A 15,578-nucleotide genomic window follows, 5' to 3' on the forward strand; every position below is an offset into this window, starting at 1 on the left:
AATCTTCTTGCTGCATTGCACAAAAGCAAGTTTCTCAGACTAGAGATCAAAGTCAACTATTTTTTCCCGATATGCAATAAGCTTTCGGCTTAAAATCAAAGCTGCACCTCGCTGTAGCAATCGCGACAAATTTTAAGGAGACGCACCCAATGTCGGCTGTCGAAAGAGACATGATGGAATACGATGTATTGGTAGTTGGTGGAGGCCCTGCCGGCCTTTCAACTGCCATTCGCCTGAAACAAGTGGCCGCAGAAAAAGGCCAGGAAATCAATGTGTGCGTACTGGAGAAAGGCTCTGAGGTTGGCGCCCATATTTTGTCAGGCGCCGTGATGGACCCCCGCGCAATCACTGAACTTTTCCCTGACTGGAAAGAACGCGGCGCGCCACTGAACACAGAAGTCACTGAAGACCAGTTTTTGTTTTTAACTGAAACGTCCGCAAAAAAAGTACCCAATGCGCTTTTGCCCGAATGTTTCCAGAACCATGGCAACTATGTCATCAGCTTGGCCAACGTGGTCCGCTGGCTGGGTGAGCAAGCCGAAGCTTTGGGTGTTGAAGTATTTCCGGGCTTTGCAGGTGCAGAAATTCTGTACGACGAAAAAGGTGCCGTGAAAGGCGTACAAACCGGCGACATGGGCATTGGTAAGGATGGTGAGCATACCCACGCTTACCAGCCAGGCATGGAACTGCATGCCAAGTACACCGTGTTCGCCGAAGGCGTACGCGGCCACTTGGGCAAACGCGTCATCGAAAAATTCAACCTGAACGAAGGTCGCGACCCACAGGTATACGGCATCGGGCTAAAAGAACTGTGGGAAATTGATCCAGCCAAACACAAGCCAGGCTTGGTCATTCACTCTGGTGGCTGGCCGCTCGATTCAAGCACCTATGGCGGCTCATTCCTGTATCACCTGGAAAACAACCAGGTTGCAGTGGGCTTTGTGGTGGGCTTGGCCTACGAAAACCCCTACTTGTCGCCTTTTGAAGAATTCCAGCGCTACAAAACCCACCCCGAAATTCGCAAGTATTTTGAAGGTGGCAAACGCCTTTCCTACGGCGCTCGCGCAATTGCTGCAGGCGGCCTGATGAGCCTGCCGAAACTGGTATTCCCGGGTGGTGCCTTGGTGGGTTGCGATGCAGGCTTTCTGAATGCGTCCCGAATCAAGGGATCACATGCGGCCATCAAGAGCGGCATGCTGTGTGCCGAAGCGATTGCTGATGCCTTGGCTCAAGATCGTGCTGGCGACGAGCTCGAAGCCTATCCAAAAGCTTTCCACGACTCCTGGCTGTTCGACGAACTGTACCGCGCTCGCAACTTTAAACAATGGATGAGCAAAGGTTTGTACACCGGCACCATGATGGTGGGTATTGAACAAAAACTGTTCAATGGCAAGGTGCCCTGGACTTTGCACCACAAGCACGCAGACCATGAATGCCTGCGCCCTGCTTCTGAATTTCAGCCGATCAACTATCCAAAACCCGATGGGAAGATTACGTTTGATCGCTTGAGTTCGGTGTTCATCTCCAACACCAACCACGAAGAGAACCAGCCTGCACACCTGACATTGAGAAATGCAGAGGTACCGGTTGCAACCAACTTGACCACCTACGCAGGCCCCGAGCAGCGCTACTGCCCGGCAGGTGTGTATGAATATGTGAAAAAGGAAGATGGCAAAGACCAGTTGCAGATCAACGCACAAAACTGCGTACACTGCAAAACCTGTGACATCAAAGACCCCACACAAAATATTGTGTGGGTGACACCGGAAGGTGGTGGTGGACCCAATTACCCGAACATGTAAGCAAGTTCAAAACGCCGACTTTTCAGTCGGCGTTTTTTTTCAGGTTTTCAGATCGCTTGAGATTTCGTCTAATCGCTTTGAGTTTTCATTTGCATCGATCTCAAAGGTGTATTCGCCTTCAAGCAGATGAGTTACATAGGCGAATCGACCATTTACGGTCACCCCGTCGAGCGTCAATTCGTAATAGCACCCCGCAACCTTGCCGCACCCTTTTTCAAACAGGGCTCGACTGGTTTTTTCGTCAATCCAGTCCACTGAATATTTTTGATCGGCAATATACACCGTGACCGGTTTCCACTCTGTTTCACAGAAATTCTCGATCACCTGGGCGCCGGCAGACTTGTAAACCAGTTCACAATCGGTTTTGGCGAGAAATTGCAGTTTGCGAGTTGTTTCCGGTGAATTGGTACAAGCAACCAGCAGAACCGCACAGGAAGCGGCGAGAACAAGCAGCAAGCGTTTCATGGCATAGATTCCTGAAAGGACATTTACTTTGAACGCAAGAATGCCGTTGATGGAGTACACAGAACGTGCCGCAGCAAAGATCAGCCTTTGGGCGCACGCCACAAAAAGCGGTAAACGAAACCTGGAAAAGCGAACACCAGAAAGAGACATGCTGTTAACGCATAAAATTCCCAGCGTTGAGGAGTAACCTGACTCAGGCTTGCTTCAATGGCAAAGCCGATCAGACCCACGATAAAGTAACCGGCGATTACTTCGAGTACACGGGTCCAACCGCCTTTTTTAGTCACAGGCAAAACGCCCATGATGCGGTTGCTCACAAAAGGCAGGTTCGCAAACAGCAAGGCCAAGCCAAACAACAACCAATGCCCAATCGTCTGCGTCAAAACCTACCCCTTGAAAGTTCTAAAATATTCAGTTAACCAGCCAGCGTTTGCTGAATGGCTGTCATGCAATATGCCATCAACGGCGCGGGCAACAAACCCAGCGCGATCACAGCCAAACCGTTCAGGCCCAATACTGCGCGTGCATCGTTGCCCATCACGATTTCAGTTTCATCCGCAGGCGCTTCGAAATACATGGTTTTCACAATGCGAATGTAATAGAAAGCACCCACCAAACTGAACATGACGGCATAAACCGCCAACCACACCTGGCCGGTGGCCAACAAGGCTTTCAGAACCAACAATTTGGCAGCAAAGCCCACCATGGGTGGAATACCAGCCAAGGAGAACATCAACAACAGCATGATCAAAGCCAACCAAGGTGCGCGTTTGTTCAAGCCCTTCAAGTCGCTGATGTGTTCCACTTCAAAGCCTTTTCGTGACATCACCATGATCACACCGAAGGTACCCAGAGTGGTCAACACATAAGTAATGCTGTAGAACATGGCCGAAGAATAAGCCTGTGCCGCGTTACCGGTATCTTGCCCTGTTACGCCCGACAAGAAACCCAACAGCATGAAACCCATTTGTGCAATCGTTGAATAAGCCAGCATGCGCTTCAGGCTGGTTTGGGCAATGGCGGTCAGGTTACCAATGGCCAGCGAAGCAATCGCCAACACCATCAGCATGTTTTGCCAATCAAAAGCCATCACAAACAAACCATCAACGAGCAAGCGCATCAACATGGCAAATGCAGCCAGTTTGGGTGCACCGCTAATCAGCAAGGTGGAAATTGAAGGCGAACCCTGATACACGTCGGGAACCCACATGTGGAACGGCACCACGCCCAACTTGAAGGCAAGGCCAGCCACCAGGAACACAATACCGAATACGAAAATAATTGATTTTTGACCCGACACCGCCGCGGTCGCAGCAAATGCAATGTCAGCGTGATTCAGCGAACCTGTTGCACCGTAAATCATCGACATGCCATACAACAGGAAACCTGAAGCCAACGCACCAAGAACGAAATACTTCATCGATGCTTCGGTTGCGCGCACATTGTCACGTTGCATGGCCACAGCAGCATACAGGCTGAGAGACAGCAACTCGACACCCAAGTACACCAACAACAGGTTGTTGGCAGAAATCATGATCATCTGGCCAAGCAGAGCAAACAGCACCAATGCGTGCAACTCACCTTTAAACATATCGCGGTCTTTGGCATAGTTCGCACCCACAATTAAGGTAAATGCGATTGCCAAGGCAGAAAAGCCTTTTAAGATCAGGGCCATGCTGTCGGCAATGTACATATTGGAGAAAGCCAGCTCGGTGCCCGCGGTGGGTACTTGCGCCAGGCAATACACGCCAAGGCCGATACAGAACAACACCACAATGTTATGCAGCATTGGCAAAATACGGCCTTTGGTCACGCTGTCAGCAATCAGAAACGCACAGGCGAAAAGCGCCAGAGCAATTTCAGGAATAGCGAGTGAGAGATTCATCTGATCCACGAACATTCCTCAATTAAAGCTTGGACTGAGCCACATGTTGCAACAAGGCATCGACAGACACCTGCAACACATCAGTAAAGGGTTTGGGGTACAGGCCCATGGCCATCACCAAAATTGCCAGTGCACCCAGCATCAGGAATTCACGGGTGTTCACATCGGTCAATTTTTTCACGTCGTCATTGGCCACTTCACCAAACACCACGCGCTTGTACATCCACAGCGAATAAGCAGCACCGAAAATCAGGGTAGTTGCAGCCAGCAAACCGATCCAGAAGTTGTACTTCACTGCGCCCAGGATCACCATGAATTCCCCCACAAAACCACTGGTTGCAGGCAGACCCGCGTTGGCCATGGCGAACAAGAGGAAGAAGGCGGCAAACTTCGGCATGGTATTGACCACACCGCCATAGGCGGAAATCTCGCGACTGTGCACGCGATCATAAAGCACGCCGATACACAGGAACATGGCGCCCGACACAAAGCCGTGGGAGATCATTTGAATGATCGCACCCTGCACCGCCAAATCCTGGAACATGAAGAAGCCCAAAGTGACGAAACCCATGTGGGCAATCGATGAATACGCCACCAGCTTTTTCATGTCCTTCTGAACCAGTGCCACCACACCGATATACACCACCGCAATCAGCGACAAGGTAATCATGAAACCAGCCAACTCATGGCTTGCATCAGGCGCAATCGGCATGCTGAAACGCAAGAAGCCATACGCGCCCAGTTTCAACATAATTGCAGCCAGAACCACCGAGCCACCCGTGGGTGCTTCCACGTGCGCGTCGGGCAACCAGGTGTGAACTGGCCACATGGGTACCTTCACAGCAAACGCCATGAGGAAAGCCAGGAAAATCAATATTTGCTCAGTCATGCCCAGCGGCAGTTTGTGCCACGCTGCAATTTCAAAAGTGCCCGACTGAAACTGCAGGTAAATGAGTGCGACCAGCGTAAGCAAAGAACCCAACAGCGTATACAGGAAAAACTTGAACGCAGCGTAGATGCGGTTGGGACCACCCCACACACCCACGATGATGTACATCGGGATCAAGGTCGCCTCAAAGAAAACATAGAACAGCAAGCCGTCGGTGGCCGAGAACACACCCACCATCAACCCCGAGAGGATCAGGAATGCGGCCATGTACTGTGCCACTTTTTCGGTAATCACTTCCCAGGCAGCAACCACCACAAAAATGGTGATCAAGGCGGTCAAGATAACAAACCAGACTGACAGGCCATCCACACCCAAACCATAGGAGGCACCAAAGGCCTCAATCCAGGGCAGATTTTCAACAAACTGCAATTGGGCTGTGCTGGTGTCAAAACCAAAGTACAAAGGCAAAGTAACGACAAAGCTGATCAGCGCAGCAATCAGGGACGCTCCCCGGACTGCACCTGCGTTTTTGTCATTACCCAGAGCCATGATCAAAACACCAAAGGCGATTGGCAGCCAGATCGCCAAACTCAGATAAGGAATATTGTTAGACATTGATATTTTCCAATCGTAAGAACCGAAGTTCCGCCTTTGTTATTTGAGTGTGATGAAAGTGATGATCATGGCCAATACGCCAAGAATCATCGCGAACGCATAGTGATAAATGAAACCACTTTGCGCGAATCGAACCACACCCGAGATCAAACCCACCAGTTTGGCGCTGCCATTGACCAACAAACCGTCGATCAGCATGCGATCACCAAACTTCCACAATGCCTCGCCCAAACCACGGGCGCCGCCGGCAAACACTACCTCATTGAATTTGTCCATGTAGTACTTGTTGTCGAGCAAGGTGTGCACGGGCTTCAAGACCCTCATGAACGCTGCCGGAATGGCAGGCACCCACAGGCAACAAACCGCAGCGGAAACCACACCCGCCAATGCCAACCAGAATGGCGCTGTTTGCAGGGAATGCACACCCATGGCAGCTGCGCCATGGAAAATACTGCTCAAGCCAGCCATTGCGCCATGTTCGGGATTAATGGTGAGCACGCCGTCGAAGAATGTACCGTGCAGCATGGGCTCAACAGCAATGTAACCAATGATGACTGATGGAATTGCCAGCAAAATCAACGGCAAGGTAACTACCCAGCGTGACTCGTGCGGTTGAACGGGTCCGTGATGCGCGTGGTCATCATGGCCATGATCATCATGATGCTGAACATCATGGAAACGCTCTTTGCCATGGAACACCAGGAAATACATGCGGAAACTGTAAAACGCAGTGATGAACACACCGGCAACCACGGCAAAGTACGCAAACCCTGCTGCTGGCAAATTACTGAAGTGCACGGCTTCAATAATACTGTCTTTGGAGTAGAAACCTGAGAAGAAAGGTGTCCCAATCAAGGCCAGCGAGCCTAGCAAGGAAGTTAGCCAGGTAATGGGCATGTACTTCCACAGACCGCCCATGTGGCGAATGTCTTGGTTATGGTGCATGCCGATGATCACAGAACCTGCCCCAAGGAACAACAAGGCTTTGAAGAAAGCGTGAGTCATCAGGTGGAAAATAGCAACCGGGTAAGCCGATACACCCAAAGCCACCGTCATGTAACCCAACTGCGACAGCGTTGAATAGGCCACCACCCGTTTGATATCGTTTTGAATAATGCCCAGAAAACCCATGAACAGCGCAGTGATTGATCCAATCACCAAGACGAAGTTCAGGGCGATGTCACTGAGTTCAAACAGCGGCGACATGCGACTAACCATGAAAATACCGGCGGTCACCATGGTGGCCGCGTGAATCAAGGCAGAGATCGGTGTTGGGCCTTCCATGGAATCGGGCAGCCAGTCATGCAGCGGGAACTGGGCTGATTTGCCCATCGCACCAATGAACAAACAAATACAGGCAACTGCCAACAAAGGCCAATCGGTACCAGGCATGGTTTGGGCTGCCAGGCCGTCAGCCTGCGCAAACACCTCCGCGTAATTCATGGAACCAGCCGAGGCCATGATCAGGCCGATGCCAAGAATAAAGCCAAAGTCACCCACGCGGTTTACAAGAAATGCTTTCAGGTTTGCGTAAATGGCAGTCGGTTTGGTGTACCAAAAACCAATCAACAGATAAGAGACCAAGCCAACCGCTTCCCAACCGAAGAACAGTTGCAGGAAGTTGTTGCTCATCACGAGCATCAACATTGAGAAAGTAAACAGCGAAATGTAAGAGAAGAATCGCTGATAGCCGTCATCCTCTTCCATGTAACCAATGGTGTAAATGTGCACCATCAATGAAACGCTGGTCACCACCAACATCATGGTGGCGGTCAAGGTGTCAATCAGAAAGCCAACTTCAAACACCAAAGTACCCACAACAGCCCATTCATAGAGCGTGCCGTTGAAAGTGTTGCCTTCCATTACATCCATAAACACCAGGATAGATGCGATCAGGGAAATGGCAACGCCAGCGATGGTGACTGTGTGTGCGCCTGTGCGGCCGATTTGCTTGCCGAAGAAGCCGGCAAGTATGGAACCGACCAGCGGTGCGAACGGAACGATCAAATACAAGGGATTCATTCGCGCTTACCCCTTCAGCTGGTCGAGGTCTTCGACGTTGATTGAATTCATGTTACGGAAAAGGACCACCAGAATTGCCAAACCAATTGCAGACTCGGCAGCGGCCACTGTGAGAATGAAGAAAACGAACAACTGCCCGGACAAATCGCCCAAGAAGTGAGAAAACGCGACGAAATTCATGTTCACAGCCAGAAGCATCAGTTCAATGGCCATCAGAATCACGATCAGGTTCTTGCGGTTCAAGAAAATACCTATCACGCTGATCGAGAACAAAATCGCGCCCAGCACGAGGTAATGAGATAGTGAAATCATTGTTGTCTATTCCCGGTTAGGCTTGGCGACCGCTGTTGGTGTCGCTTTTGGTTTGTTTGCGGTCCAGATCGGCAGGCATGCTCACCAGTTTGACGCGGTCTGTGGACTTCACGCGAACCTGGTCTGAAGGCACCTGGCCTTTCGTGTCCTTGCGCTTGCGCAAAGTCAGGGCAATCGCCGCAACCATCGCCACAAGCAAAATCAAGGCAGCCACTTCAAACGGATACAAATACTCGGTGTACAGCAATTTACCCAGTGCCTGCGTATTGTTGGCCGCCTGCTCTGGCGTTTCAAGATTGGGGTCCCAAAAGCCACGCAACAACACCACCGACATTTGGAAAGCAATCAGCGAACCGACGATTGCTGCCACTGGCAAGTTTTTCCAAAAACCGGCGCGTACCTTGTCCATGTTCACATCCACCATCATGACGACGAAGAGGAACAACACCATCACTGCACCCACATACACAAGCACCAGTGAAATGGCCAGGAACTCTGCTTCCAACAGCATCCACAAGGCAGAGGCCGAAAAAAACGAGAGCACCAGGTACAAAGCCGCATGTACAGCATTGCTGGCGGTTATCACGCGCACCGCGGCAAACACCAGAATGGCGGCGAACACATAAAAGAAACCGGTTATTGCATCCATTGCATTTAGTCTTCTAAGTTTTGTATCAAGTTAACGGTAGGCCGCATCGGCTTCACGGTTTGCTGCAATTTCAGCCTCGTAGCGGTCGCCCACAGCCAGCAGCATTTCCTTGGTGAAATACAGATCGCCGCGCTTCTCACCGTGATATTCGTGAATGTGGGTCTCAACGATTGAGTCCACTGGGCACGATTCTTCACAGAAACCGCAGAAAATACACTTGGTCAAATCAATGTCGTAACGGCTCGTCCGACGTGTGCCGTCTTCGCGCTGTTCCGATTCAATTGTAATTGCCAAGGCTGGGCACACTGCTTCACACAGCTTGCAGGCAATGCAACGCTCTTCGCCATTTTCATAGCGGCGCAGCGCATGCAAACCACGAAAACGCGGCGACATCGGCGTTTTCTCCATGGGGTACAACACAGTAATTGGTTGGGTGAACATGTAGCTCATTGTGAGCGCCATGCCCTTGAGCATTTCGCGCAACAACAAACTGTTCAAAAACTCTTTAACAACTTGAAACATGGTTCGCTCTCAATTAATTCCAGATGTTCCAGGGGGTCTGCATCCAGGCAGCAACCACTACCAACCACACCAAGGTCAGCGGAATAAACACTTTCCAGCCCAAACGCATGATTTGGTCATAGCGATAACGCGGGAACGATGCGCGGAACCAGATAAACATGGAAACCAGCAGGAAGGTTTTAAGGCCCAGCCAGATCCAGCCCGGTATGAATTCAAGGAATGCAACCGGCGCGTCCCAACCACCGAAGAACATGATTGCAGCCAGGCAAGACAACAAAATCATGTTGGCGTACTCGGCCAGGAAAAATACCGCAAAGGTCATGCCAGAGTATTCAACCATGTGGCCAGCCACGATTTCTGACTCGCCTTCCACCACGTCAAAGGGGTGTCGGTTGGTCTCTGCAACTGCTGAGATCATGTAAATCACCAGCAAGGGCAGCAAAGGCAACCAATTCCAGGACAGGAAATTCAGGCCCATATCGGCAAATTGACCCGTGGTTTGTGTCATCACGATGTCGGTCATATTCAAGCTACCAGCCACCAACAACACGGTAACCAATACGAAACCAATCGCCAATTCATAAGACACCATTTGCGCAGAAGCACGCATGGCAGCCAGGAAGGCGTACTTGGAGTTCGATGCCCAGCCCGCAATGATCACGCCATACACTTCAAGCGAAGTAATCGCCATGAGGTACAACAAGCCAGCATTTACGTTGGCCAACACAGTTTCAGGGCCGAATGGAATTACGGCCCATGCCGCCAGAGCAGGCATGATGGTCATGATCGGCGCAATAATGAACAGGCCTTTGTTGGCGTTCATTGGCACGATGATTTCCTTGAACATCATCTTGACCGCGTCAGCGATTGGCTGAAGCAAACCCATGGGCCCCACATAACTTGGGCCCATGCGAATGTGCATGCGACCAATCATCTTGCGTTCCCAGTAAGTCAGGTACGCAACCAAGCCAAGCAAAGGCAAGGTGATGCACAAGATCTTGATCAATGTCCAGACAGGTACCCAAGCCGAACCGAGCAAACCCGAACCGAAAGTGGTGATCATTTCAACCGGTGAGCTCATGCCTGCACCTCGCTGGCCACCACTGCTTCAACAGCAACGCCACCAAACACATTGCGCAGGCTTTGCGTGTCAGCTCGACCCACAGGCACCAGCACCGTATTTTCAGCAATGGTTTTATTCACTAGAACTGCTGCACACAAGGTGCCGCCCTCGGAGTCAGTCAATTGGATTTTGTCCCCGCTTTTAACGCCTAGAGTCTCTGCAGTTTGCACACTGATTTGCGCAAGAGCAGGTTTGGCTGCTTTTGTCTCACGCAGTGATTCGGCGCGACGAACAAGTGCGTCGGTGTCATAAATTGGCGCAAATGCCGCCAACTCAAGTTTACCGTTCAGTGCGACACCAGCCACTGCTTGCTCCGGAATCGCATTGCTCAACACGGCGGAAAGATCAGCAGGCAAGTATGCTTTCAATACCTCTTCAGAGCTATTGAACTCAAAACCATCGAGACCCAACAAATTGCCCAATACACGCAACACTTTCCAGCCCGGGCGTGTTTCACCCAAAGGACGAACCGCAGCCTTGAAGGTTTGTGCAGTGCCTGCAATATTGATGTAAGTACCGGAAGTTTCGGTGCTTGGCGCGATCGGCAACAACACATCAGCGTACTGCTTTGCATTGCCCACGAACGCACAGGCTTGTACGACAAATTCGGCGTCAATCAGGCCGCGCATAATTTTCTGGCCCTCGACGCTGTCCAGGTCTGGCTCTGCGCCAAAAACGATCGCTGCCTTGGCCTTGCCTTCCAACATGGCTTGCGCGTTTTTGCCACCATTGGCGCTGGCCTGAACACCAGCCACAAATGATCCAACCCAGTTGGCACCATCGCCCAGGAAGCCCAATGTCGAACCAGTGGACTTCGCCAATTCGGCCGCTTTGGCCAACACCTGACCGGCAAACGGGCTCATCAACACCTGCTGGCCAATCAATACAAACTTGGCACCTTCGGGCGCACTCAGTGCGTTGGCCACAGCATCGTGGCTCAATGTTTCAGCCCATTTGGAAGGAGCAGTTTTCAGCCACACGGCTTTGGGCATCAACGGGTCCAATCCACCCGCATTCACGAGCACCACACGGGCGCCCTGCTTTGCAGCCTGTCGAACACGCTGAGTCAACAAGGGTTGATCGTTTCGCGGATCAGTACCCACGATCACGATGGACTCCGCGTCGGCCAATTGTTGAATGGAGCCACCCAACCAAGGTGTGGCGCCGGACAAATTCAAGTTGGCACTGTGACGCAGGCCTGCGTCAACGCTGGATGAACCGATGCCGCTCATCAAGGCCTTGGCCAAAGCCATTTCCTCAAATGTGCTGTTCGGGGATACCAGCATGGCAATGTTGTTCAGGTCAGTCGACTCGCGACGGGCTTTCTTCAAACCTTCAAACGCCACGTTCAAGGCGGTTTGCCAATCGGTTGTCACCCATTGACCATTTTTCTTGATCATGGGTTCTTTCAAGCGATCGGCTGCCTGCAAACCTTCGTAGCTAAAGCGGTCCCGATCTGAAATCCAGCACTCGTTCACATTGTCGTTTTCTTGAGGAACAATGCGCATGACTTTGTCGGCCTTCACCTGTACCACCACGTTCGAGCCCAGGCTGTCGTGCGCGGAAATCGACTTGCGTCGTGCCATTTCCCATGTGCGGGCGTTGTAGCGGAAAGGCTTCGATGTGAGCGCGCCCACAGGGCACAGATCAATCATGTTGCCCGACAATTCGGAATCGACCGAGTTACCCACGAAACTCAGAATCTCTGAGTGTTCACCGCGATTGGCCATGCCCAGTTCCATGACGCCGGCCACTTCCTGGCCAAAGCGCACGCAACGCGTACAGTGAATACAGCGGCTCATTTCCTGTGCGGAAACCAGCGGGCCGATGTCTTTGAAAAACACCACACGCTTTTCTTCCTGATAGCGGGATGAGACACCACCATAGCCCACCGCGATGTCTTGCAGCTGGCACTCACCGCCCTGGTCACAAATTGGGCAATCCAGTGGGTGGTTGATCAGCAAAAACTCCATCACGCTTTTCTGTGCGTTCACGGCTTTTTCGCTCTTGGTGCGAACGATCATGCCGGGCGACACAGGCGTGGCGCACGCGGGCAAGGGCTTGGGCGCTTTTTCTACATCGACCAGGCACATGCGGCAGTTTGCCGCAATCGACAATTTTTTGTGATAGCAAAAGTGAGGCACATAGCTGCCTGCTTTCTCAGCGGCGTCCATGAGCATGCTGCCCTCGGACACCTCAACTTTTACACCATCAATCTCTAGTTCAACCATTTGTATCTACCCGCAGGGAATCAAACGTAAGCCGGCACAATGCACGACTTGTGTGTGATGTGATGCTCAAATTCTTCATGGAAATGTTTCAGGAAAGCGCGAACCGGCATGGCTGCAGCATCACCCAGCGCGCAAATGGTGCGGCCCTGAATGTTGTCGGCAATTGAGTTCAGCATGTCCAGATCCTCGGGACGACCTTCTCCGTGTTCGATGCGGTTGATGATTCGATACAACCAGCCAGTGCCTTCACGACACGGTGTGCATTGACCACAGCTTTCTTCGTAATAAAAATAAGACAAACGCAACAGGCTTTTCACCATGCAGCGTGTTTCGTCCATGACGATTACCGCGCCAGAACCCAACATAGAGCCAGCTTTTGCAATGGAGTCGTAATCCATGTCGGTGGCCATCATCACATCGCCTGGCAGTACGGGCATGGAAGAACCACCGGGGATCACGGCCTTGATTTTACGGCCACCCTTCATGCCACCCGCCATTTCAAGCAGGGTTGCAAATGGAGTACCCAAGGGAATCTCGTAGTTGCCGGGTTTTTCAACGTCGCCGGAAATCGAGAAAATTTTCGTACCACCGTTGTTGGGCTTGCCCAGTTCCAGGAACCAGTCACCACCGTTTTGAATAATGAACGGCACGGCCGCAAATGTTTCAGTGTTATTGATCGTGGTGGGCTTGCCATAAATGCCATAAGACGCCGGGAATGGCGGCTTGAAGCGGGGCTGGCCTTTCTTGCCTTCAATCGATTCGATCAATGCGGTTTCTTCACCGCAAATGTACGCGCCATAACCCTGGTGCGCATGCAGTTGGAAGCTGAAGGTTGACCCCATGATGTTGTCACCAAGGTAACCAGCCGCACGAGCCTGCTCCAGCGCCTCTTCAAAGCGTTCGTATGTTTCCCAGATCTCGCCATGGATGTAGTTGTAACCCACGGTAATGCCCATGGCGTAGGCGGCAATGGCCATGCCTTCAATCACGGAATGCGGGTTGTAGCGCAAAATGTCGCGGTCTTTGAATGTACCGGGTTCGCCTTCATCCGAATTACATGCCAAATACTTTTGGCCCGGAAACTGGCGAGGCATGAAGCTCCACTTCAAACCCGTGGGGAAGCCTGCGCCTCCGCGACCACGCAAGGCCGATTTTTTGACCTCAGCAATGACGTCTTCCTGAGAAATGCCTTCAGTCAGAATTTTGCGCAGGGCCTTGTACCCGCCACGCGCCTCGTAACCTTTCAGATCCCAGTTACTGCCATCAAGACCAGCCAGAATTACCGGGTTAATGTGTCGTCCGTGCAAACAAGTCATGACTTCAACTCCTCTACCAACGCATCGATTTTCTCGGTGCTCATGAAACTGCACATGCGGTGGTTGTTCACCAACATGACTGGGGAATCGCCGCAGGCGCCCATGCACTCACCTTCTTTCAGGGTGAACAAGCCGTCTTTGGTGGTTTCGTTGTAATCAATACCCAGTTTCTTCTTCAAGTACTCAGCTGCATCCGTACTACCCGACAATGCACAGGGAAGGTTCGTGCACACAACAATTTTCGACTTACCAACTTTCTTGGTGTCATACATGTTGTAGAACGTGGCCACTTCGTAGGCTGCGATCGGTTGGATTTCCAGGTATTCGGCAACAGCCTCAATGGCATCGGTAGGCAACCAACCCAATTCCACTTGCGCAATACGCAAGCCCGCCATGACCGCGGAAATCTTCTGGTCAGCAGGATACTTGGTCAGTTCTTTGTCTATCAAACGATAGGTGTTTTCGCTCAACTTCATGATTCAATTCAATCCTTAGCGATCAATTTCACCGAACACAATGTCTTGGGTACCAATAATGGTCACCACGTCGGCCAACATGTGGCCGCGAGACATTTCGTCCAAACCTTGCAGGTGCGCAAAACCAGGGGCACGAATCTTCAAGCGATATGGCTTGTTTGCACCGTCAGCGACCAGGTAAATACCAAACTCACCCTTCGGATGTTCAACCGCTGCGTATGACTCACCCTCAGGCACATGCATGCCTTCTGTGAACAACTTGAAGTGGTGGATCAATTCTTCCATATTGGTTTTCATGTCCACGCGCTTGGGCGGCGTTACCTTGTGGTTGTCGCTCATGACTGGGCCAGGGTTGGCACGCAACCACGCAACACACTGCTTGATGATTTTGTTCGACTGGCGCATTTCTTCAACGCGCACCAGGTAACGGTCGTAGCAATCGCCGTTTTTGCCCACTGGAATATCAAAATCCATGCGGTCGTACACTTCATAAGGTTGCTTTTTGCGCAAGTCCCAGGCGATACCCGAGCCACGCAGCATGGGGCCGGTAAAGCCCATGGACAAGGCACGTTCAGGCGTAACCACACCCACGCCGACCAAACGCTGTTTCCAGATGCGGTTGTCGGTCAACAGGGTTTCGTATTCGTCCACATACTTCGGAAACCGCTGGGTGAAATCGTCAATAAAATCGAGCACGGAACCTTGTCGGTTCTTGTTCAACTCATCCACTTTCTTGGCAGAACGCACCTTGGACGGCTTGTACTGGGGCATGCGATCAGGCAAATCGCGATACACGCCACCCGGGCGGTAATAGGCTGCGTGTAAACGTGCCCCGGAAACCGCTTCGTAGCAGTCCATCAGGTCTTCACGTTCACGGAAGGCATACAGAAATACTGCCATGGCGCCCACATCAAGGCCGTGCGCACCCAACCACAGCAGGTGATTCAGGATACGGGTGATTTCATCGAACATGACGCGAATGTATTGCGCGCGAACAGGCACTTCGATGTTCAACAGCTTTTCAATGGCCATGCAGTAAGCATGCTCATTGCACATCATGGACACGTAATCAAGGCGGTCCATGTAAGGCAATGATTGAATAAAAGTTTTGTGCTCTGCCAGCTTTTCAGTGCCACGGTGCAACAGGCCAATGTGCGGGTCTGCGCGCTGGACGACTTCGCCATCCAGCTCGAGCACCAGGCGCAACACACCGTGTGCTGCCGGGTGCTGAGGACCAAAGTTCAGAGTGTAATTTTTAATTTCAGCCATGA

Annotated in this window: 14 protein-coding genes; 1 reads left to right on the forward strand and 13 read right to left on the reverse strand. The window is 51.7% G+C overall.

Annotated elements, in window-relative coordinates; all coding sequences use genetic code 11:
* Positions 1 to 149: 149 nt before the first annotated feature.
* Positions 150 to 1,802 (forward strand): electron transfer flavoprotein-ubiquinone oxidoreductase, encoded by a 1,653-nt coding sequence (locus P0D43_RS12495; protein WP_341236991.1) that lies wholly within the window; start codon positions 150 to 152, stop codon positions 1,800 to 1,802.
* Positions 1,803 to 1,841: 39 nt separating this feature from the next.
* On the opposite strand, the gene P0D43_RS12500 is transcribed toward P0D43_RS12495, so the two are convergent.
* The 13 genes from P0D43_RS12500 to P0D43_RS12560 all read right to left on the reverse strand — a co-directional run bounded on the left by P0D43_RS12500 (position 1,842) and on the right by P0D43_RS12560 (position 15,576).
* Entirely contained in the window at positions 1,842 to 2,267 is a 426-nt protein-coding gene (locus P0D43_RS12500) for a hypothetical protein (RefSeq protein WP_394672559.1), read from the reverse strand.
* 80 nt (positions 2,268 to 2,347) lie between these two features.
* Positions 2,348 to 2,650, reverse strand: coding sequence for a DUF2818 family protein (locus tag P0D43_RS12505; RefSeq protein ID WP_201301484.1), 303 nt, complete (start codon positions 2,648 to 2,650; stop codon positions 2,348 to 2,350).
* Between the two features lie 32 nt (positions 2,651 to 2,682).
* Complete coding sequence (gene nuoN / locus P0D43_RS12510; protein ID WP_394672560.1) at positions 2,683 to 4,152, reverse strand: NADH-quinone oxidoreductase subunit NuoN; 1,470 nt, start codon at positions 4,150 to 4,152, stop codon at positions 2,683 to 2,685.
* A 22-nt stretch (positions 4,153 to 4,174) separates the two neighbouring features.
* Complete coding sequence (locus P0D43_RS12515; protein WP_159571122.1) at positions 4,175 to 5,656, reverse strand: NADH-quinone oxidoreductase subunit M; 1,482 nt, start codon at positions 5,654 to 5,656, stop codon at positions 4,175 to 4,177.
* 39 nt (positions 5,657 to 5,695) lie between these two features.
* Positions 5,696 to 7,678, reverse strand: a complete 1,983-nt coding sequence (gene nuoL, locus P0D43_RS12520; RefSeq protein WP_394672561.1) for an NADH-quinone oxidoreductase subunit L — start codon at positions 7,676 to 7,678, stop codon at positions 5,696 to 5,698.
* Between the two features lie 6 nt (positions 7,679 to 7,684).
* A complete protein-coding gene (gene nuoK, locus P0D43_RS12525) occupies positions 7,685 to 7,990 on the reverse strand; it encodes an NADH-quinone oxidoreductase subunit NuoK (RefSeq protein WP_008251215.1) in 306 nt (101 codons plus the stop codon).
* Between the two features lie 16 nt (positions 7,991 to 8,006).
* A complete protein-coding gene (locus P0D43_RS12530; protein WP_159571145.1) occupies positions 8,007 to 8,639 on the reverse strand; it encodes an NADH-quinone oxidoreductase subunit J in 633 nt (210 codons plus the stop codon).
* Positions 8,640 to 8,669: 30 nt separating this feature from the next.
* Complete coding sequence (gene nuoI / locus P0D43_RS12535) at positions 8,670 to 9,161, reverse strand: NADH-quinone oxidoreductase subunit NuoI (protein WP_159571147.1); 492 nt, start codon at positions 9,159 to 9,161, stop codon at positions 8,670 to 8,672.
* A 13-nt stretch (positions 9,162 to 9,174) separates the two neighbouring features.
* Positions 9,175 to 10,224: an NADH-quinone oxidoreductase subunit NuoH gene (gene nuoH / locus P0D43_RS12540; protein ID WP_394673727.1), complete on the reverse strand. Its 1,050-nt coding sequence runs from the start codon at positions 10,222 to 10,224 to the stop codon at positions 9,175 to 9,177.
* Between the two features lie 14 nt (positions 10,225 to 10,238).
* Positions 10,239 to 12,515, reverse strand: a complete 2,277-nt coding sequence (gene nuoG / locus P0D43_RS12545; RefSeq protein ID WP_341236997.1) for an NADH-quinone oxidoreductase subunit NuoG — start codon at positions 12,513 to 12,515, stop codon at positions 10,239 to 10,241.
* Positions 12,516 to 12,535: 20 nt separating this feature from the next.
* The gene (gene nuoF / locus P0D43_RS12550) at positions 12,536 to 13,831 is read right to left on the reverse strand and encodes an NADH-quinone oxidoreductase subunit NuoF (RefSeq protein ID WP_159571156.1); all 1,296 of its coding nucleotides are present in this window, start codon (positions 13,829 to 13,831) and stop codon (positions 12,536 to 12,538) included.
* The gene (gene nuoE, locus P0D43_RS12555; protein ID WP_394672562.1) at positions 13,828 to 14,307 is read right to left on the reverse strand and encodes an NADH-quinone oxidoreductase subunit NuoE; all 480 of its coding nucleotides are present in this window, start codon (positions 14,305 to 14,307) and stop codon (positions 13,828 to 13,830) included. Before nuoE ends, nuoF begins: the two co-directional genes overlap by 4 nt.
* A gap of 15 nt (positions 14,308 to 14,322) precedes the next feature.
* The gene (locus tag P0D43_RS12560) at positions 14,323 to 15,576 is read right to left on the reverse strand and encodes an NADH-quinone oxidoreductase subunit D (protein ID WP_159571162.1); all 1,254 of its coding nucleotides are present in this window, start codon (positions 15,574 to 15,576) and stop codon (positions 14,323 to 14,325) included.
* Between the last annotated feature and the right edge of the window lie 2 nt (positions 15,577 to 15,578).

The sequence above is a fragment of the Limnobacter sp. genome (assembly GCF_043511195.1).
GTDB lineage: Bacteria > Pseudomonadota > Gammaproteobacteria > Burkholderiales > Burkholderiaceae_B > Limnobacter.

Bases quoted from the DNA above. Each gene is read 5' to 3' on its own strand.
- P0D43_RS12495 (WP_341236991.1), top strand. From the start codon at position 150: ATGTCGGCTGTCGAAAGAGACATGATGGAATACGATGTATTGGTAGTT.
- P0D43_RS12500 (WP_394672559.1), bottom strand. From the start codon at position 2,267: ATGAAACGCTTGCTGCTTGTTCTCGCCGCTTCCTGTGCGGTTCTGCTG.
- nuoN (WP_394672560.1), bottom strand. From the start codon at position 4,152: ATGAATCTCTCACTCGCTATTCCTGAAATTGCTCTGGCGCTTTTCGCC.
- P0D43_RS12515 (WP_159571122.1), bottom strand. From the start codon at position 5,656: ATGTCTAACAATATTCCTTATCTGAGTTTGGCGATCTGGCTGCCAATC.
- nuoL (WP_394672561.1), bottom strand. From the start codon at position 7,678: ATGAATCCCTTGTATTTGATCGTTCCGTTCGCACCGCTGGTCGGTTCC.
- nuoK (WP_008251215.1), bottom strand. From the start codon at position 7,990: ATGATTTCACTATCTCATTACCTCGTGCTGGGCGCGATTTTGTTCTCG.
- P0D43_RS12530 (WP_159571145.1), bottom strand. From the start codon at position 8,639: ATGGATGCAATAACCGGTTTCTTTTATGTGTTCGCCGCCATTCTGGTG.
- nuoI (WP_159571147.1), bottom strand. From the start codon at position 9,161: ATGTTTCAAGTTGTTAAAGAGTTTTTGAACAGTTTGTTGTTGCGCGAA.
- nuoH (WP_394673727.1), bottom strand. From the start codon at position 10,224: ATGATCACCACTTTCGGTTCGGGTTTGCTCGGTTCGGCTTGGGTACCT.
- nuoG (WP_341236997.1), bottom strand. From the start codon at position 12,515: ATGGTTGAACTAGAGATTGATGGTGTAAAAGTTGAGGTGTCCGAGGGC.
- nuoF (WP_159571156.1), bottom strand. From the start codon at position 13,831: ATGACTTGTTTGCACGGACGACACATTAACCCGGTAATTCTGGCTGGT.
- nuoE (WP_394672562.1), bottom strand. From the start codon at position 14,307: ATGAAGTTGAGCGAAAACACCTATCGTTTGATAGACAAAGAACTGACC.
- P0D43_RS12560 (WP_159571162.1), bottom strand. From the start codon at position 15,576: ATGGCTGAAATTAAAAATTACACTCTGAACTTTGGTCCTCAGCACCCG.